The organism is Hymenobacter siberiensis, from assembly GCF_018967845.1.
Lineage (GTDB): Bacteria > Bacteroidota > Bacteroidia > Cytophagales > Hymenobacteraceae > Hymenobacter > Hymenobacter siberiensis.
This window is the reverse complement of the sequence record NZ_JAHLZZ010000003.1, coordinates 32,886-50,782: the sequence shown is the minus strand read 5'-3', so window position 1 is coordinate 50,782 and position 17,897 is coordinate 32,886. Positions and strand designations below refer to the sequence as shown.

The window sequence follows — 17,897 nt, the reverse complement described above, 5'->3', positions numbered from 1 at the left end:
TTGGGGTTGGTGGCCGGGGCCGTGAAGTTGCCCGTCCCGTCGTTGAGCCGCACGCTCACCGTGTTGCTACTCTGGTTGGCTGTGAGCAGGTCCAGGTCGCCGTCGCCGTCCACGTCCCCCATTGCCACGCTGCTAGGACTGCTGCCCACGGCGGGGTTGGGGTTGGTGGCCGGGGCCGTGAAATTGCCCGTCCCGTCGTTGAGCCGCACGCTCACCGTGCCGTTGTCGTTGGCCGTGAGCAGGTCCAGGTCGCCGTCGCCGTCCACGTCCCCCACCGCCACGCTGCGAGGACCGCTGCCCACGGCGGGGTTGGGGTTGGTGGCCGGGGCCGTGAAGTTGCCCCCCCCGGTGTCGCTGGTGGCGGTGGTGAACTGGTACACCTGCCTGACGGCCTCCGCGCCGCTTGTGCTGCGCACGCTGGTTGGCACGGTCACGAACAGCGTTTCGCCTGGCTTGAAGCCCGCTACTTGCGAGCCCGTGGCTGGCACGGTGGGCGTGAGCGTGGCCGTGGCCCCGCTGGTGTTGGCCGTGGCCGTGCGCCGCCCCCGGTACTGCTGCGAAAACACCCGGATGTTGCCCGCCGTCGTCGCATCGAGCGCCGCCGAGAACGTCACGCCCACCGGCGTGGCCAGCGCCGCCGCCCGCGCGTTGCGGGCCGGGCTGGTGCTACTGATGGTGAAAGGCACCACCGTGAAACTCGTGCTGCTGGCCGCACTCGTGCCGCCGGTCGTGGTCACGGTCAGCGGGCCGGTAATGGCCCCGGCGGGAACCACCACGCCGGTGATGCTCGTGCCGCTTACCGCCGTAAAGCCCGTCGTCACCACGTTGCCGCTCGTGCCGCTGAAGGTGATGGCCGTGGCCCCCGTCAGGCCGGTGCCCGTCAGACTAATCGTTGTGCCCGCCGGCCCGCTGCCGGGCGTGAAGCTGGTAATAGCGGGCACCGGTGCTTGGTTCAAGCGCACACTCACCGAGTTGCCGTTGCCGTTGGCCGTGAGCAGGTCTAGGTCGCCGTCGCCGTCCACGTCCCCCATCGCCACGCTGCGAGGCTCGGCGCCCACGGCGGGGTTGGGGTCGGTGGCCGGGGCCGTGAAGTTGCCCGTCCCGTCGTTGAGCCGCACGCTCACCGTGTTATTGTTGAGGTTGGCCGTGAGCAGGTCCAGGTCGCCGTCGCCGTCCACGTCCCCCACCGCCACGTTGACAGGATTGGCGCCCACGGCGGGGTTGGGGTTGGTGGCCGGGGCCGTGAAGTTGCCCGTCCCGTCGTTGAGCCGCACGCTAACCGTGCTGCTGCCGTAGTTGGCCGTGAGCAGGTCCAGGTCGCCGTCGCCGTCCACGTCCCCCACCGCCACGCTGCGAGGACCGCTGCCCACGGCGGGGTTGGCGTTGGTGGCCGGGGCCGTGAAATTGCCCGTCCCGTCGTTGAGCCGCACGCTCACCGTGTTGTCAAATCGGTTGGCCGTGAGCAGGTCCAGGTCGCCGTCGCCGTCCACGTCGCCCACCGCCACGCTCATAGGATTGGCGCCCACGGCGGGGTTGGGGTTGGTGGCCGGGGCCGTGAAGTTGCCTTTCCCGTCGTTGAGCCGTACGCTCACCGTGCCGCTGTCGGTATTGTTGGCCACGAGCAGGTCCAGGTCGCCGTCGCCGTCCACGTCGCCCACCGCCACGCTGATAGGAAAGCTGCGCACGGCGGGGTTGGGGTTGGTGGCCGGGGCCGTGAAGTTGCCCGTCCCGTCGTTGAGCCGCACGCTAACCGTGGCGTCGTCGAAGTTGGCCGTGAGCAGGTCTAGGTCGCCATCGCCGTCCACGTCCCCCATTGCCACGCTGCTAGGACCGCTGCCCACGGCGGGGTTGGGGTTGGTGGCCGGGGCCGTGAAATTGCCCGTCCCGTCGTTGAGCCGCACGCTAACCGTGCCGTTGGGGTTGGCCGTGAGCAGGTCCAGGTCGCCGTCGCCGTCCACGTCGCCCACCGCCACGCTGTAAGGATTGGTGCCCAAGGCGGGGTCGGCGTTGGTGGCCGGTGCCGTGAAACGGCCCTGGCCGGTGCCGCCGGTGGCGGTGGTGAACTGGTACACCTGCCTGACGGCCGCCGCGCCGCTTGTGCTTTGTACGCTGGTTGGCACGGTCACGAACAGCGTTTCGCCTGGTTTGAAGCCCGCTACTTGCGAGCCCGTGGCCGGGACGGTGGGCGTGAGCGTGGCCGTGGCCCCGCTGGTGTTGGCCGTGGCCGTGCGCCGCCCCCGGTACTGCTGCGAAAACACCCGGATGTTGCCCGACGTCGCCGCATCGAGCGCCGCCGAGAACGTCACGCGCACCGGCGTGGCCAGCGCCGCCGCCCGCGCGTTGCGGGCCGGGCTTCGGGCTGTCACGGTAAAGGTTTGGGCCTGCGCCGCGCCGGCCAGCAGTAGCGCCAGCCCTAGCACCCACGAACAAACGGACCGGACCATCACGGCCCCGCCCCGCAAAAGACGGAAAATATTTTCCATGACAAAAAAGAAAATGGTCAGATCAATACCTCGGGTTCGCTTCCTGACCAGAAAAACGTGCCATAACGTTATATGTGAATACCGGCCTCAGAAGTAAGCGCAGGTATTGCCCTCACAATGGGTTTTTCGTTACAACGGGGCGATAAATTGCGGTAAACGGTCTCTCATCAAGCTAGCCTGAGGTGGCTCATTGATTCGTGAGATGGCAATAAAAGGCGCATGCAATGCCTTTTAAGCTCACTTTTTAGCCAATCACTGTTTTCTTCGTAAAACCAATGTTTTTCGATACGCTTGCAAAGCGCACTGACAAACAATGCTTTGTGGCTTATAGTAATTTTTCGGCCCGTTGTAACGAGAACCCGCTCACTTTGTAGAGGGTGGCCCCGCCGGGGGGGCAGCACCTGGTTAGCCGTCCCACTGAAGGTGAGGGCGCTGGTGCTGGGCAGTAGCGTGCCGGTGTTGGCGAAATCGCCCTTCACTTCCAGCGCCCCCGTGCTCAGGGGCAGCGTGCCGGGGGTGGTCAGCGGACCATCCACGCGCAGAATACCGGCGTTGGTGAGCGTACCAGCTTGGTTGCGGAGTCCGCCGGTGCCCACGTAGAGCGTGGCCCCGGCCTGTAGGGTGATGGTCGCACCGGCGTTGGCCAGGTCCTGTGCGCCGGCTTCAAACGTGTAGGAGGCTGACCCCAAAACGAGTAGGGTAAAGAAGTATTTCATGTTTGTGCGAAAAACCAGGGTAAGGACCAACGCAAAGCGGGCTGCTTGGAAGCGACTGTCTTGTTTAACAATCACTTCCAAGCAGCCCAAAGGCCTGTAAAGCTAGCAGCAATAGTTTGTAAATTTGATATTTTAGTACTTGAAAATCTGTAATATCATCGTTCGAATAGTTGGGTTTACCTCACTCCTCCTCCTACTGACAATCAAATTAATGCTAGTACCTGCTGCTACGCGACGTATTGCTCCAGCTGCTCGAAAGAAGCTTGTGTTGCTCCCAGAACCCCCCTATCCGGATAATTAACGCAGGTAGCAAATAATAGCACAAACACTGTTACCGCCCTTATACTATTTTATACTACACTATTTGATTGTCTGAGGTTTACACTACTTAGAGACACTGTAGTGACTACGTTTCTGACTCGCTAAGCGGTTGGCAACTTTCGTTTAATGCGTTCCCGTTCAGGTAGCAGTTGTAATACCTCAACTTTATCTCAAAATACTGCAGTAGCGCTTTATCAGCAATTCATCCTACCCTGCCTGAATGAGTAGTTAATCCTTAATTAACCAATTTCCTGACTCATTTTGTACCAACACAAACCCTTGACTTAGATAGGTTTGCTCCAGATTTTCAGCAAATGAAACGGGGGCTTTACCTTTCTTCCGCATTGTCTCATATGCAGCTTCAGCATCTTCCAAACGAAGCCTTACACTTGTACTATCAACGCTTTTTTTAGCGCTTTTCTGCTTTTTTACTTGTGCTTTAGCAATCTGCTTGCGGTACTCTTCTAGCAAGTAGCCTTCCGTAAGCGCTTTAAAAACAGCGCCTCCCTCCTTTTTCACCTTCCCTTGCAGCACCTTCGTTCGGACAGTCTGCAATACGAAGTTGATGTATCCTTCGTCATACATTCCACCCTCTAACTGCAGGCGAATTGCAGGCAGACTCTTCTCCCCTACCCCTGCCGCCAACACGCTAGCTTCCCAGCCCGTGGGTTCAACAGCTGAAGCAAGGGCAACACTTCCGGCTGGCGCAAATAAGAAGCGAATTTCAGTAATGACCCGCCCCTGCTTGATGACTTCGTAGGTAAAGGGCAGGTCTGTTTGCGCCAGTTCCATTTGGGCACGGTCTAATACCCGGTCCCGAAAGTGGTCGAACCGGTTTTGGTATTCAGTAGTTAGCCCTAACACATTGCGCAGTTCCGCCAAGCCAATCACCCGCTTGCCAAATGCTGCGTACTCCCGAAGCAGCCAATAGATTCGGTGCGACACGGGACTCTTGAGCTTCAGTAGCTGACTAAGCTGTGCCTTGGTAAAATTATCGCGCAGCTCCAGCAGGTATGGGCGGATATTCTCATTAAAGCTCGCCTCCACCATTCCCGTCTTGCGGCGGTAGTAAGCACGGCCCATCAGGGGTAAAGTCAGTACATCCGGGTCTTTCACCCGCTTGCCATCTGGGCTCAGGGCCTCGATAAAAAGCGCACGCGTACCAATGCTGCGCACCATCTCGCGCACCTCGTTGTAGATGGCATTGCTGGCGCTACTGGAACATATCTCCCGTACGGGTACCTCACACACCGCAAAGCTGTCATCGTCCCGACCAATGCGGCTCAGCAGGGCTAAGAAGAACCGCATTTCCAACGCCGACATGTTGAATCGCGCGTTAACCAGTGCATTATGCTGTACTACCAGCGGTAGAACTGTGACAGAAACCGACTCCATAGCAGATGAAGATAAATTTGAGACCAGGCAAATATAGTCTTCTATCCCGCATTTCCCCACATGTTTTTAATGATGTGGGGGTATGACCCTATTTTTGTGGGGGTATCAAGACCAAATGACCCTATTTTTGTGGGGGTATGACCCTATTTTTGTGGGGGTATGACCCTATTTTTGTGGGGGTATGACCCTATTTTTGTGGGGAAATGCCCTTGCAACAATAAGAAAATCAATGCGTTACGGCACCCGTAAACTATATAATAGTAATAAACTAAGTAAACTACTAGTTCTTGAGTAGTTTTTTTGATTTTGAAAAGACTTGACTTTTTGAGGGGGAAAAAAGCCAGTTAAAGCACTGAGCCTCTGACCCTATTTTTGTGGGGATATGGAACATTTTTTTAATAAAAAGCCTCTGAATACACTCCAAAGCCACTTTTCGACAATTTGGTGATGACCCTATTTTTGTGGGGATATGCCTATACCCCCACAAAAATAGGGTTGTTGCTGATGGCTATCCGGTAGGAAGTTTCCGTTTCACCCGCTCTGGTTCCGGTAGTGGCTTGTCTGCATCCGGATGAGCCGCAAAATACTCCTGCAAGGCGGCATCCATGATAGAGCTCATATCGCGGCGGTCCCAAAAAGCCAGTCTATGCAACTGCACGTAGGTTGACGTCGGAAGCGTATTGGTAAACCGTGTTTTGGCTGCTAATGCTGAGTTGGGCGCAATAATTGGTGGCTCGGGCACCGGGGAAGTGGCTGCCGGTGCAAACAGCAAGTCATCAACGGAACCCTTAGGTATTGCCCCGGCTGGCTGTGATACCAGAGCGGCGAGGCCAAATTTGGAAGAGGGCTTTTTCATCGAATTGACTTATAATTACTTAGTTTCAATTATTGAATATGCATCGGGCACATAATATGCACTGTATGTATCATGCATACGATGCATGCAGTGCATATTATGTGCCCGATGCAGCTAACCTTTCCAGGATTTCGGTGGTCAGGTTTTCGTAATCCTCAAAGGCATTGCTGGTAGGCGCATACTCCTGCAAACTCTGGCGGTTGACCTGGGCTTCGGCCAGGGCTACATTTTCCCGAATGGTTGTCTGCATGAGCAATGGGCCCAGTACTTCGTGTTGCCGTAGCATATCCACAAACTCGTGGTGCAGGCGCTTGCGGTAGGTGGATGAGTACCGCGTCAGGAACAGGCCCCCGACTTGCAAGTCGGGGTTGAAGCTCTTCTTAACCCGAGCCACCACATCGAGCAATGAAGTAAGCCCTTCGTAACTGAGATACTCCGGATGCACGGGAATGAAAGTGGCGGTCGAGGCAGTAAGCGCGGCGGCGGCGAGTGGCGAATGCGGCGAAGGACTGGTATCGAAAATCACGTAGTCCATTTTTCCTTCAAGGCCATCCAGGGCGCTCTTCAGCACCATGATGTAGTCCATCTGGGTGCCGAGCACCTTTTCAGCGGCCACAATGGCTTCGGTGGCCTGCACCAGCCATAACTGAGCCCCAACTGGCTGCATGACTTGCGCCAGGGTAGCCTCGCCATTAGCGACTAGCCCGATATGCTTGTCGATTGGCAACTGCGGAAGAATAAGTGATAGATTACGTTGCGGGTCGCAGTCCACAAGAAGTGTCCGATACCCCCGATTGGCTAGCGCATGCGCTATCGCCCAAGCCGAAGTGGTTTTGCCTACGCCGCCCTTTCGGTTGGCAATCGTGAGTACTTGCATGAGTCGCGGGAATGGTCTGGGTCAAATGTCGGGAATACCGGCTGCATGTGCAACATGATATTCTCTATGCATACGATATGCATAGAGAATATCATGTTGCACATGCAGCCGGTAAGCATGAAGCAATGCTCATTATTACTATAAATGAGGCAATAGTGTTAAATAAAATTGACAATATTGACTACATATGTAATGTATATTTGGTGTTGTGATGGCTAAAGAGTCTATTGTTTTACTCCCCCAACTTCAAAAGTAACTGTCCATCGTAGGGGAGCAGATTCGCTTGGCGCGGCTGCGTCGGAAGCTGAGCGCTGCTCGCGTAGCGGAGCGAGCAGCCATTAGCCGGCCCACGCTGCTGGCGATTGAGAAAGGAAGCGCGCGCGTGAATATGGGGCCTATGTGCAGGTCCTCTTTGTGCTGGGGTTAGAAAAAACCGTGCTGCGGCTGGCCGAAAATGACGTGCTGGGCCGGAAGCTGCAGGATGCGGACTTGCTGGTAAAGGAGCGCGCGCCCAAACACTCCCCTGACCGTTGATTCATGGCAAAGTCAATCGACCGAAAGCGAATCGCCGTTTACGCCCATTGGTAGGGGTTGGCCGCGCCCGCGTTAATGGGCGAGCTGCTGGCCACACCGGTGCGGGGGCAGGAGGTGTTTTCGTTTGCCTACGCCAGCAGCTGGCTGGCCACCGCGCCCGCCCAACTGCTGGATCCAGCATTGCAGTTTTACACTGGGCCGCAGTACCTGGCCGAAGAAAAAAGCAATTTCGGGTTGTTTCTGGATTCGACGCCCGACCGGTGGGGGCGGCTTCTCATGCGGCGAGGGGAAGCCGCCCTGGCCCGCCAGGAAGGCCGCCGGGCGGAGCCCCTACTGGAGTCCGACTACTTGCTGGGTGTTTTCGATGGGCACCGCATGGGTGGGCTACGGTTTAAGCGAAGCCCCGACGGTCCGTTTCTAAACGACAACCGGGCTATGGCCGCTCCCCCGTGGACCTCGTTACGTGAGCTGGAGTACGCCAGCCTGCAACTGGAGCGCATTGATGCCGCCCAGGACCCAGACTACTTGAAGTGGCTGCTGTTGCTGTTGGCACCGGGCTCTTCGCTGGGCGGCGCCCGGCCCAAGGCCAGCGTGGTGAACGAGCAGGGCCAGCTCTGGATGGCCAAGTTTCCCAGTGGCCAGGATACGCACGATGTGGGCGCCTGGGAGGCCGTGGTCAATACCTTAGCGCAACAAGCCGGCCTGACGGTGGCCCGCGGCCAAGCGCAGCGGTTCGGCAGTCGGCACCACACCTACCTATCGGCACGCTTCGACCGAACCGCGACCCACGAGCGGGTGCACTTTTCTTCGGCGATGACGTTGCTCGGCTATCAGGATGGCACCGACCATCAAGACGGCGCGAGTTACCTGGAACTGGCGGCTTTTCTGATGCGGCAAGGCGCCCAAGTGGAAGAGGACTTGACCGAACTGTGGCGGCGCATCGTGTTCAATATTTGCGTGGCCAATACCGACGACCATTTGCGCAACCATGGCTTCCTGCTCACGGCGCAAGGCTGGCGGCTTTCCCCCGCCTACGACCTCAATCCGATGCCGTACGGGCGGGGATTAACCCTCAATATTTCGGAAACGGAGAATGCGCTGGACTTGCAACTGGCCCTGGAGGTTGCGCCCTTCTTTCGGCTGGCCCTTCCGCAGGCCGAATTGGTAATGGCCAAGGTGGGCCTCGGTTAAAAGTTTGGTACGGATGTTACATCAGTTCAGCTATCGAATTGATAAACAAGTATGGAGCACAAAAACGGGCGTTTTCCGGTACCAGTTACCCTTCTGTCCCCGCCTGTTCTTCGCCTGGCAAAATGCGGTGTCCGAAACCTGTATTCGTTATCAAAGTACCCAATGGCTGCTTCTGACGGCTTTTTGGATACCCAGGCGTGGATGTACAGACCCGTCATGTAACATCCGTACCAAACTTTTAACCAAGGCCAGTATCCGGTCGTATTCCAGGCGCACCATCCCGTACGAATACCCGGTGGCCATTTCGGTGCACGGCCCCATCGGCGGCATGGAGTACCCTATGCTGTGCTTCAACGGCGGCCGGCCCGAGAAGGACGGCACCTACTCGGGCCGGACCAAATACGGCATGATTGGGGTGATTATCCACGAAGTGGGCCACAACTTCTTTCCCATGATTATGAACTCCGACGAGCGGCAGTGGAGCTGGCTGGACGAGGGCCTGAACAGCTTCCTGAAGTACCTCGCCGAGCAGGAGTGGGAGCGCAACTTCCCCTCCCGCTTAGGCGAGCCCGCCAGCATTGTGGAGTACATGCGCACCGACAAAAGCCTGCAGTCGTCCATCATGACCAATTCAGAATCGGCCCTGCAGTTCGGCAACAATGCATACGCCAAGCCGGCCACGGCCCTGAACATCCTGCGCGAAACGGTGATGGGCCGTGAGCTGTTCGACCACGCGTTTAAGACCTATGCCCAGCGCTGGGCCTACAAGCACCCCGCCCCCGCCGACTTTTTCCGCACGATGGAGGACGCCTCGGCCATGGACCTGGACTGGTTCTGGCGCGGCTGGTTCTACACCACCGACCGCTGCGACCTGGCCCTCGAATCGGTGAAGGTCTACCAGCCCGCCACGGGCAATCCAGTCGTGGAAAAGGCCCGCCAGCAGCAGGCCCCGGCCGCCGCCGCGCCTTCCATTTCTGCCCAGCGCAATGCCCAGGACATCGCCCAGACCCTGGTGGAGGAGAAACCCGAGCTTAAGGACTTCTACAACGGCTTCGACCCGCTGGCCGTGACGCCCGCCGACCAGCAACGCTACCGAGCCTACTTGGCCGCGCTCTCGCCCGAGCAGCAAAAGCGGCTGGGCGGGCCGCAGTACTTCTATGAACTGGCCCTGCGCAACGTGGGCGGGTTGGTGATGCCCGTGATTGTGCAACTCACCTACGCCGACAACTCGAAGGAAGTCCAGACCATTCCGACCGAAATCTGGCGTAAGAACAACGCGCAGGTCACCAAAATCATCGTGACCCAGCAGTCCGTGGTCAGCTTCGTGCTCGACCCCTTCCAGCAAACGGCCGATACGGATTTGAGCAACAACGCCTTCCCCCGCCAGCCGGCCGCTTCCCGCTTCGAGCTGTTCGAGCAGCAGCAAGCCGCCGCGCCCAACCCCATGCAGTCGGCGGCCCAAAATACGGGCAGCCCCCGGTAACAGCCGGAGCCGAAGCCCATGGGCGGAAGCCGCTAAATACCCTCCAGGAGCCCTTGCGGGGCAAGACGCCCACCGGCAGCACGATGGTTCAAGCAATGGAGGGTTGCCTTTCCGCAACCGATATCACGTCACGCATTCGCCGCTCCATCCAGGGTGTCAGACAACTATCTGTACATCCTGCGTATATTCCGGCTCCAAAACGCAGAACTATCTGATTATGAGTACAAAATTTATTCTTTTCCCCATTTTTCAAATGACCCGTCTTTTTGCTTTTCTGGGCCTGCTGACCGGGCTGGTGCTGGCCCCGCGCACCACCCTGGCTCAGGACACCCTGCCACCCGCCAAGCTCGAAGCCCTGAAGCAGGAGCTCATCGGGGAAATTGATAAGCAGCAAAAAGCCACCCAGCAGATGGTGGACATGGTGTTCAGCTTCGGCGAACTCGGCTTTCAGGAGACGGAAACCTCGCGCTACCTCACCGGCATTCTGAAGAAAAACGGCTTCGTCATCCAGACCGGCATTGCCGGCGTGCCCACGGCCTGGACGGCCACCTGGGGGTCGGGCAAGCCGGTCATTGCCATCGGCAGCGACATCGACTGCATTCCCAAGGCCTCCCAAAAGCCGGGCGTGGCCTACCACGACCCCATCATCGAGGGCGCGCCGGGCCACGGCGAAGGCCACAACTCGGGCATACCGCTCAACATCACGGCGGTGCTGGCTCTTAAGAAAATTATGGAGCGGGAGAAACTGCCGGGTACGCTCATGCTCTGGCCCGGCGCCGCCGAGGAGCTGCTCGGCACCAAGGCCTACTACGTGCGCGACGGCTACTTCAAGAATGTAGACGCCTGCATCTTCACCCACGTGGGCGACAACCTAAGCGTGTCGTGGGGCGACAGTGGCTACACCGGCGCGGTATCGGTCAAGTTCCTGTTCGAGGGGCAGGCGGCGCACGCGGGCGTGAATCCCTGGCGCGGCCGCAGCGCCCTCGACGCCGTGGAGCTGATGGACGTGGGCTGGAACTTCCACCGCGAACACATGGACGTGAACCAGCGCTCGCACTACGTCATTACCGACGGCGGCGACCAGCCCAACGTGGTGCCGTCGAAGGCGGCGGTGTGGTACTACCTGCGCGAGCGCACCGACCCCAAAATCCGGGAGATGTACGCCGACGCCCTGAAAATGGCCGAGGGCGCCACGCTAATGACCAAGACCACCGTGACCCATGAGGTGCTGGGCAGCGCCTGGCCCATCCACTTGAACAAGGCCATTGCCCAGGCCATGTACCAGAACATCCGGCGCGTGGGCTTGCCCCAATGGAGCGCGGCCGACCAGGTACTGGCTCGCGCCGCGCAGGCCGAAACGAAAGCTCCCAAAATGGATGGCCTCAACCGTCCCATCGACGGGCTGGCCACCCGCCTCGACACGCTCAAGGGCCCCACAACGACCACCTTCGGCGGCTCGGACGACATCGGCGATATTTCCTGGAGCGTGCCCACGGTCGTGCTGCGCTACCCCGCCAACATCCCCGGCTTGCCCGGCCACCACTGGGCCAACGCCATTGCCATGGCCACCCCCATTGCCCACAAAGGCGTGACGGCCGGCGCCAAAGCCGAGGCCCTAACCCTGCTCGACCTGCTGGTGAAACCCGAACTCCTCAAAGAGGCCTGGGCCTACTTCAACGACGTGCAAACCAAGGACACCAAGTATACGCCGCTAATTTCGGCCACGGACAAGCCTGCCATCACCCTCAACCAGGGCATTATGGCCCAGTACCGGCCACAGATGACGAAGTTCTACTACAACCCGGCCAAGTATAAAACCTACCTGGAGCAGCTGGGTATTGCCTACCCCACCGTGCGGCCGGCGCCCAAAGCGGGCACCCTGGAATAACGATTCCCCGCAGCAATACTGTTGTTTTTGAACAAGGGGTGCTCTCAGGAAACGGAGAATATAGCACGTTAAGGAAAATGGCTACTTGTGTGGGCCACTGCGAGCTGAAAACATCGCCCAATGGGTCGCCAGCGAAGTACAGTTTGCGAATTGAACAGACCGGTTTTTCTGAACTTTGATTGGTGAACACGTTTTCTGAACTGTTTCGGGACCTTTGCTGCGGTTGCCGGTCGGAGGAACGGACTTGGACAAGTTGTACAGTCTTATGGCCGTTTTGCTTTGAGATAACCAACTCGTAATGAATGAGCTATTGTAGCTTAACGTGCTATATTTTCCGTTTTATGAGAGGACCCCTTATACCGGTCATCGTGGTGCTGGTGACCGGCTGCCGGGGCACTACCGCCCCCGCCGCCGGGGCCGCGCCCGACGTGCTCACCCAGCGCCGGGCCATTGCGGCCCTGCTCGTCGACCAAACGGCGGCGTGGAACCGGGGCAATGTGGCCGGCTTTATGGCGCACTACTGGCATTCCGATTCGTTGGTGTTCATTGACCGCAAGGGGCCCACGTACGGCTGGCAGCAAAACCTGGCCATCTACCGAAGGGTCTACCCCAGCCCGGCCGCCATGGGCACGTTGGAATTTCGTAACCTGCGCGTGACGCTGCTGGCCCCGGCGGTGGCGCAGGTCGTGGGGAGCTGGCGCCTGGCTCACCCCGCTGCGGACGACGAGCGAGGATATTTGCTGCTGGTGCTACGGCAGCTAAACGGCCGATGGGTTATCGTGGCCGACCACAGCAGCAGCCAATAAGCCGAGGGGAGATAGAGGCCACAGCCTTGGCCTTGGTTAAAAGTTTGGTCCAAAGGGTAAACGACGGCCTGGAAATCGGCTTCCATTTGACCACGGACAATGCTCCTTCAAGTACACCAAAACGTAACGGGCTACCCGTTCTGGCAAGATAGGGGAGAGGGCGCTACTGCAGTTGTCGAGTTTAAGAAACTCGTCTACGATGCATCATTTACAACATGCGATGAGCGGATGGTTTTCGTAAACCCATCCCCGATGCCGGTCAAGAGCGGGGTTCTCGTTACAACGGGGCGAGAAATTACGGTAAGCTCCAAAACGTTGTTTATCAATACACTTTGCTAGCACCTCATAAAATGTACGTTTTTTGAGATGGGCCGCTGGCTCAGGATTCCTTAGAAGCTGTTTGAGTTAGCAGAGCTTCAGGGTTCTGCGAATGTTAAATATTGCAATACAGGTATTTGCATGACGTAACGTTCGGTCGTATTCTTTGGACAAGCGCCGGTTCATGTCGAGCCACGCAAACGTGCGCTCGACAATCCAGCGCCAGGCGTGGATGCAGAAATTGGTTTTCCGCACCAGTACGTGCACCGGTTTCTCGACCCGGATGCCGTAGCGCCGGGCTAGGTGCCGGCGGAAAACGCCGTGAAAGGAACTGTCCACGAAAACGACCTGGACGGCCCCCAGCAGTTCGTGCGTGGCGGCCACCTCGTCCCAAAAAGCAATGGCCGCGGCGCCGTCCACCGCATCGGCGGGCAGCACCCGACTGGCCAGCACATGGCCCAGCGTGTCGTTGAGCACCAGGCGTTTACGCCCCTTGACCAACTTGCCCGCGTCGAAGCCCACGGTGGCTCCGGTGGCCGTGGCCGTATTTTTGACGCTTTGCGTGTCGAGTATCACGGCCGTGGGGCAGGCTTTTTTTGGGCGTGTTCCCGGCTGCTCACCGTCAAACAGGCGCTTACCCGCGCCCAGGTGCCGTCGGCTTCCCACTTGTCAAAGTACCAGTACGCCGTGCTCCAGGGCGGTAAATCGCCCGGTACGTCCCGCCAGACGCACCCGTTTTTGAGCACGTACAAAATGGCATTGACGATTTCCATCAGCGGCCATTTGCTGCGCCGCTTGACCACCAGCAGCGGCTCCAGCCGCTGCCAGTCGCGGGCGCAAAGGTCTGAGCTATATAGCTTTCAGGTCAAAATAGCGGAGGTATCCATCTTACAAAATTAACTCAGACAGCTTCTCAGCGGTAAGCCGCGCGGGAAATTGGCTGGCGACCACCCGGCTCCGGGCCCGGGCGCCGCATTACCGCCGCGGCGTTGCGGGGCTGGTGCCGGTACGGTCGACTTCTACCTGCCCGCCCTTCATCACCCACTTCACGTGCTCGATGACCACCTGAATGTCCCGGAGTGGGTCGCCTTCGACGGCCACGATGTCGGCGTAGTACCCCGGCGCGAGGGCACCCAGGGAGCTTTCCATGCCCAACATCTCGGCCCCGGTGGTGGTGGCGGTGCGCAACGCCTGCGCCGGGCTCAGGCCGGCTTTGACGAACCAGGCGAGTTCGCGGGTGTTCTCGCCGAAGCCCGTAAAAACGGCATCCGAGCCCATGGCCATTTTCACGTGGGCTTTCACGGCCCGCTGCACCGTTTCGAAGTTTTTGGCCACGTACTGGTTCAACCCGGCCACCACGGCCGAGTCATACCCGTACTCGGCGCGGTGGGCAATGTAGTAGCGGTTGTGCTCCACGGTGGGCACGTAAATCGTGCCTTGCCGGGCCATCGCGGCCAGCGTAGCGTCGTCCAGGCCAATGGCGTGCTCCACGGTATTGGCGCCGGCCCGCACCGCGTCGCGGGCGCCGTCGGGACCATAGGAATGAATGGCGATGCGCTTGCCGGCCCGGTGCGCCACGTCGGCGGCGGCCTTCATTTCCTCGTAGCCGAAGGTCTGGAACCCGGTCACGTCCTGGTCGCTGCCCGTCGAGCCGTACATCTTCACCCAGTCGGCGCCGGCCGCCAGCTGCTGCCGGGCCGCGCGCTGCACCTCGGCCACGCCGTCGCACCGCCCGGGGTCGGGCGCGGCCCCCGCTTTGTCGGGCGGCCCGCTGATATGCAGGCCGTTGCCGGCCACGAACATGCGCGGCCCATGCATGGCGCCCCGGTTGATGAGCGCGCGCATGGCCAAATCCATACCGTCTGAAGAGCCCAGGTCGCGGACGGTGGTGACGCCCGTTTCCAGCGCCTTGCGGGCGTTTTCCTGGGCCAGGAACACCGTCACGGCCGGCCCCAGGGTGCCCAGCTGCTGCCACGGGGTGCTGCCGGGCGTGTGGTCCCAGTAAAAAGTCATGTGGGTATGCGCGTCGATGAGCCCGGGAATGGCCGTGTACGCCCGCAGGTCGATGGTTTCGGCCGCGGCGGGTATCACCACGTCTTTTTCCGGGCCCACGGCCACGATGCGGTCGGCGTTGACCAAGACTACAGCGTTGGGAATGACTTTGCCGCGGCCGTCAATCACCCGGCCGAAACGCAAGGCCTTCACCTGGGCCCGGACCAGGGCCGGGCAGGCCACAAACAGAAAAACGAGCAGCAGCAAGAGGGATGGGCGCATGTAATGGGGGCAAGTGGGTTGGTTTCACCGGGGCTTTCCCGGATGGGACGGTAGAGCGGGCCGGCGCTTGGTGGTAATGGGTGGCCTGTTGGAAACGGCGGCAGGGGTACCCGGCGGGGGTTCGGGGCAACGAGGGCGTCTGTAAAGCAGGTCCGTACGCGTGGAGAAGGGCCGAAAATAGGGCCTTTTCTCGTTTCATCTCCTCCGTTGTTCTTTTTATTCTCCACGGCCGCTCGCTGAACTGCTCGGGCGGCGAACGAGCGTTGCCGGTTTTTGCTGCTATAGTAGTCGGAAAAGACGCGGGGCTACCCCATTCGCCCCGCGGGCCTCAAAACCCTATTTCAGGCGTTTTCGGAGCCGTTCTTCGTCGGCCGCTGCCCTTCTACCGGGCCCAAAGCAGGCGCAGCCCGGCAGCTGGCGCTACCTTGGCCGCACGTTCAACCCCGGGCCGGGAGGCGGCTTGCCTCCTTGCTCCGATTTCGCGTGCTGCTGATGCTTCGAAAACTACTCCTCTGGCTGGCGTGGCCGGCCATGATTGCCTGTACCCGCCCGGCTGCGCCCGGTACCAACGCCGGTACCCCTTATTTCCCGGCTCCCGGCAAGGCCTGGCAGCGCCAGGCCCCCGCCGCAGCTGGTTTCGACGCCGCCCGGCTGGCCGAGGCTGTAGCCTTCGCCCAAACCCAAGAAACCACCCAGATGACGCCCAATTTCTCCACCCAGGAGGAGATTTTCGGCACCCTACTTGGGCCCATGCCCACCAGCCGGGCCGCCACTAACGGGCTGGTGCTCCGCCACGGCTACCTCGTGGCCGAGTGGGGCGACACCGAGCGGGCCGACCCCACCTACAGCGTGGCCAAAAGCGTGCTTTCCACCCTGTTGGGCATCACCCTTGACCGTGGCCTTATTCGGGACATACACGACCCCGTGGCTCGGTACGTGCACGATGGCGGCTACGAATCGCCCCACAACCGCCTCATCACCTGGGAGCACCACGCCCGCCAAACCAGCGAGTGGGAAGGCGAACTGTGGGGCAAAAACGCCGATTTTATTGGCCACGAGGCCTTTGGCAAGGGTGAGCGCAAGCCCCGCGCACTGCAGACCCCGGGTAGCTATTTTGAATATAACGACGTGCGTATTAACCGCTTTGCTCTCTCGCTGCTGCGCCTGTGGCAAAGGCCGCTGCCGGCCGTGTTCCGGCAGGAGGTAATGGACCCCATCGGCGCGTCGAACTCCTGGCAGTGGGTGCCTTATCCCAACGCCGTGGCCACGGTGAACGGCCAGCCGATGTCCTCGGTGAGCGGGGGCACGCGCTGGGGCGGCGGCCTGCGCATCAGCGCCCGCGACGAGGCCCGTTTCGGCTACCTACTGTTGCGCAAGGGCAAGTGGGGCGCTCGCCAAATCGTGTCAGCCGACTGGGTGCGGCAAGCCACCGCACGCGGCCCCGTGGGGCCCGACTACGGCTATTTGTGGTGGCTCAACACCGAACAAAAAGCCTGGCCCGACGCGCCGGCCACCAGCTACGCCGCCCTGGGCGCGGGCTCCAACACCATCTGGGTCGACCCCGAGCACGACCTGGTCATCGTGTGGCGCTGGCACAACGGCAGCCCGAACGAGTTAATAAGACGCGTGCTGGCATCACTTAAATCGTAAGTTTCACCCTATGTCTACTGACAACATCACCCTGCTGCTGCACGGCGGCTCGGGCCGCCTGCACCCCGCCGGCACGCCCTTTCCGCAGGAAGCCGACTACGAACGCACGCTGGCCGCCGCAGCGCAGGCCGGCCTTGCGGTACTGGCCAGGGGCGGCAGCAGCCTGGCGGCGGTGGAAGCCAGCCTGCGTCTATTGGAGGACTCCCCCTTGTTCAACGCCGGGCGTGGCTCGGTGTTTTCGCACGCCGGGGTGAACGAGATGGACGCGGCCCTCATGGACGGCGCCACGCTGCGGGCCGGCGCGGTGGCCGGCGTGCGCACCGTGCGCAACCCCATCACGGCCGCCCGCGCTGTGCTCGAGCGCTCGGCCCACGTGCTGCTCACCGGGACCGGTGCTGACGAGTTCGCCGCCGAAATGGGCCTGGAAACTGCCCCGCCGGCGTGGTTCCGGACTGAGGAACGCTGGCAGCAGTGGCAGGCCCTGCAAGCGGAAAAAGCCCACCTCGTGGTCCTACCCCCCAAATACGGTACCGTGGGCGCAGTGGCCCTCGACCAAGCCGGGCACTTAGCGGCGGGTACCTCCACCGGCGGCATGTTGAACAAGCGCTACGGCCGGGTGGGCGACTCGCCGCTCATCGGGGCGGGCACCTACGCCAACCACGTGTGCGCCGTGTCGGGCACCGGGCACGGCGAGTTTTTTATCCGACACGCCGTGGCCCACGACATCGCCGCCCTGATGGAATACCGGGGCCTGGATGTGGCAACGGCCGCGCACCACGTCATCCACGACAAGGTGGCCCCCGCCGGCGGCCGGGGCGGCGTCATCGTCCTGGACCGGCACGGCCACGTGGCCATGCCCCACAGCACGGAAGGCTTGTTCTGGGCCTTGGCCCGCGCGCACCGCCCCGTCGAAACCAACGTGTGCCACATGGTGGTGGAGTAGTCGGAGCATCGCCATCCGATTTTACGCCCACCCCGGCCGACTTGTCCCCCGGGTGGCTGAGTCCCGCCAAGAGTGCGAGCGCAGCGCCACCAACTTGGTGGGCACGCTGATGAGCAACGGCCCTGCCCCGGGCCCACGGCCACGATGCGGTCGGCCTTAATC

Annotated in this window: 15 protein-coding genes; 7 read left to right on the top strand and 8 right to left on the bottom strand. The window is 60.6% G+C overall.

Features of this window, described 5'->3' with window-relative positions:
• The 5 genes from KQ661_RS21555 to KQ661_RS21535 all read right to left on the bottom strand — a co-directional run.
• A partial coding sequence (locus KQ661_RS21555; protein ID WP_216728105.1) for a beta strand repeat-containing protein occupies nucleotides 1–2,483 on the bottom strand: 2,483 nt, incomplete at its 3' end.
• A 167-nt stretch (nucleotides 2,484–2,650) separates the two neighbouring features.
• The gene (locus KQ661_RS21550; RefSeq protein ID WP_216728104.1) at nucleotides 2,651–3,199 is read right to left on the bottom strand and encodes a hypothetical protein; all 549 of its coding nucleotides are present in this window, start codon (nucleotides 3,197–3,199) and stop codon (nucleotides 2,651–2,653) included.
• A gap of 549 nt (nucleotides 3,200–3,748) precedes the next feature.
• Entirely contained in the window at nucleotides 3,749–4,915 is a 1,167-nt protein-coding gene (locus KQ661_RS21545) for a replication initiation protein (protein ID WP_216690974.1), read from the bottom strand.
• 508 nt (nucleotides 4,916–5,423) lie between these two features.
• The gene (locus KQ661_RS21540) at nucleotides 5,424–5,771 is read right to left on the bottom strand and encodes a hypothetical protein (RefSeq protein WP_216728103.1); all 348 of its coding nucleotides are present in this window, start codon (nucleotides 5,769–5,771) and stop codon (nucleotides 5,424–5,426) included.
• A 97-nt stretch (nucleotides 5,772–5,868) separates the two neighbouring features.
• Nucleotides 5,869–6,648, bottom strand: a complete 780-nt coding sequence (locus tag KQ661_RS21535; protein WP_216690972.1) for a ParA family protein — start codon at nucleotides 6,646–6,648, stop codon at nucleotides 5,869–5,871.
• Nucleotides 6,649–6,931: 283 nt separating this feature from the next.
• Between KQ661_RS21535 and KQ661_RS23235 the strand changes: the two genes are divergently transcribed.
• From KQ661_RS23235 to KQ661_RS21515, 5 genes are all read left to right on the top strand, one after another.
• The gene (locus tag KQ661_RS23235; RefSeq protein ID WP_394369656.1) at nucleotides 6,932–7,075 is read left to right on the top strand and encodes a hypothetical protein; all 144 of its coding nucleotides are present in this window, start codon (nucleotides 6,932–6,934) and stop codon (nucleotides 7,073–7,075) included.
• A 164-nt stretch (nucleotides 7,076–7,239) separates the two neighbouring features.
• Complete coding sequence (locus KQ661_RS21530; RefSeq protein WP_235727367.1) at nucleotides 7,240–8,373, top strand: type II toxin-antitoxin system HipA family toxin; 1,134 nt, start codon at nucleotides 7,240–7,242, stop codon at nucleotides 8,371–8,373.
• 295 nt (nucleotides 8,374–8,668) lie between these two features.
• Nucleotides 8,669–9,856, top strand: a complete 1,188-nt coding sequence (locus KQ661_RS21525) for a M1 family aminopeptidase (protein WP_317196168.1) — start codon at nucleotides 8,669–8,671, stop codon at nucleotides 9,854–9,856.
• Nucleotides 9,857–10,109: 253 nt separating this feature from the next.
• Entirely contained in the window at nucleotides 10,110–11,744 is a 1,635-nt protein-coding gene (locus tag KQ661_RS21520; protein ID WP_216728101.1) for a peptidase dimerization domain-containing protein, read from the top strand.
• 341 nt (nucleotides 11,745–12,085) lie between these two features.
• Complete coding sequence (locus KQ661_RS21515) at nucleotides 12,086–12,550, top strand: YybH family protein (protein ID WP_216727048.1); 465 nt, start codon at nucleotides 12,086–12,088, stop codon at nucleotides 12,548–12,550.
• Nucleotides 12,551–12,955: 405 nt separating this feature from the next.
• On the opposite strand, the gene KQ661_RS21510 is transcribed toward KQ661_RS21515, so the two are convergent.
• The 3 genes from KQ661_RS21510 to KQ661_RS21500 form a co-directional block, all read right to left on the bottom strand.
• Nucleotides 12,956–13,534, bottom strand: coding sequence for a transposase (locus KQ661_RS21510; protein WP_317196167.1), 579 nt, complete (start codon nucleotides 13,532–13,534; stop codon nucleotides 12,956–12,958).
• Entirely contained in the window at nucleotides 13,441–13,641 is a 201-nt protein-coding gene (locus KQ661_RS23230; protein ID WP_216727046.1) for a transposase, read from the bottom strand. The genes KQ661_RS21510 and KQ661_RS23230 overlap by 94 nt, the downstream gene beginning before the upstream one ends.
• Before the next feature lie 202 nt (nucleotides 13,642–13,843).
• On the bottom strand, nucleotides 13,844–15,142 hold the full coding sequence (locus tag KQ661_RS21500; protein ID WP_216690966.1) for an amidohydrolase family protein: 1,299 nt from the start codon (nucleotides 15,140–15,142) through the stop codon (nucleotides 13,844–13,846).
• 492 nt (nucleotides 15,143–15,634) lie between these two features.
• Here KQ661_RS21500 and KQ661_RS21495 point away from each other — a divergent pair, with 492 nt between their 5' ends.
• Complete coding sequence (locus tag KQ661_RS21495; RefSeq protein ID WP_216690965.1) at nucleotides 15,635–16,792, top strand: serine hydrolase domain-containing protein; 1,158 nt, start codon at nucleotides 15,635–15,637, stop codon at nucleotides 16,790–16,792.
• A 10-nt stretch (nucleotides 16,793–16,802) separates the two neighbouring features.
• A complete protein-coding gene (locus KQ661_RS21490) occupies nucleotides 16,803–17,735 on the top strand; it encodes an isoaspartyl peptidase/L-asparaginase family protein (protein WP_216690964.1) in 933 nt (310 codons plus the stop codon).
• Nucleotides 17,736–17,897: the final 162 nt, after the last annotated feature.

Coding starts and splice junctions, on each gene's coding strand:
- KQ661_RS21550 (WP_216728104.1), bottom strand. CDS start 3,199: ATGAAATACTTCTTTACCCTACTCGTTTTGGGGTCAGCCTCCTACACG.
- KQ661_RS21545 (WP_216690974.1), bottom strand. CDS start 4,915: ATGGAGTCGGTTTCTGTCACAGTTCTACCGCTGGTAGTACAGCATAAT.
- KQ661_RS21540 (WP_216728103.1), bottom strand. CDS start 5,771: ATGAAAAAGCCCTCTTCCAAATTTGGCCTCGCCGCTCTGGTATCACAG.
- KQ661_RS21535 (WP_216690972.1), bottom strand. CDS start 6,648: ATGCAAGTACTCACGATTGCCAACCGAAAGGGCGGCGTAGGCAAAACC.
- KQ661_RS21520 (WP_216728101.1), top strand. CDS start 10,110: ATGACCCGTCTTTTTGCTTTTCTGGGCCTGCTGACCGGGCTGGTGCTG.
- KQ661_RS21515 (WP_216727048.1), top strand. CDS start 12,086: ATGAGAGGACCCCTTATACCGGTCATCGTGGTGCTGGTGACCGGCTGC.
- KQ661_RS23230 (WP_216727046.1), bottom strand. CDS start 13,641: ATGGAAATCGTCAATGCCATTTTGTACGTGCTCAAAAACGGGTGCGTC.
- KQ661_RS21500 (WP_216690966.1), bottom strand. CDS start 15,142: ATGCGCCCATCCCTCTTGCTGCTGCTCGTTTTTCTGTTTGTGGCCTGC.
- KQ661_RS21495 (WP_216690965.1), top strand. CDS start 15,635: ATGCTTCGAAAACTACTCCTCTGGCTGGCGTGGCCGGCCATGATTGCC.
- KQ661_RS21490 (WP_216690964.1), top strand. CDS start 16,803: ATGTCTACTGACAACATCACCCTGCTGCTGCACGGCGGCTCGGGCCGC.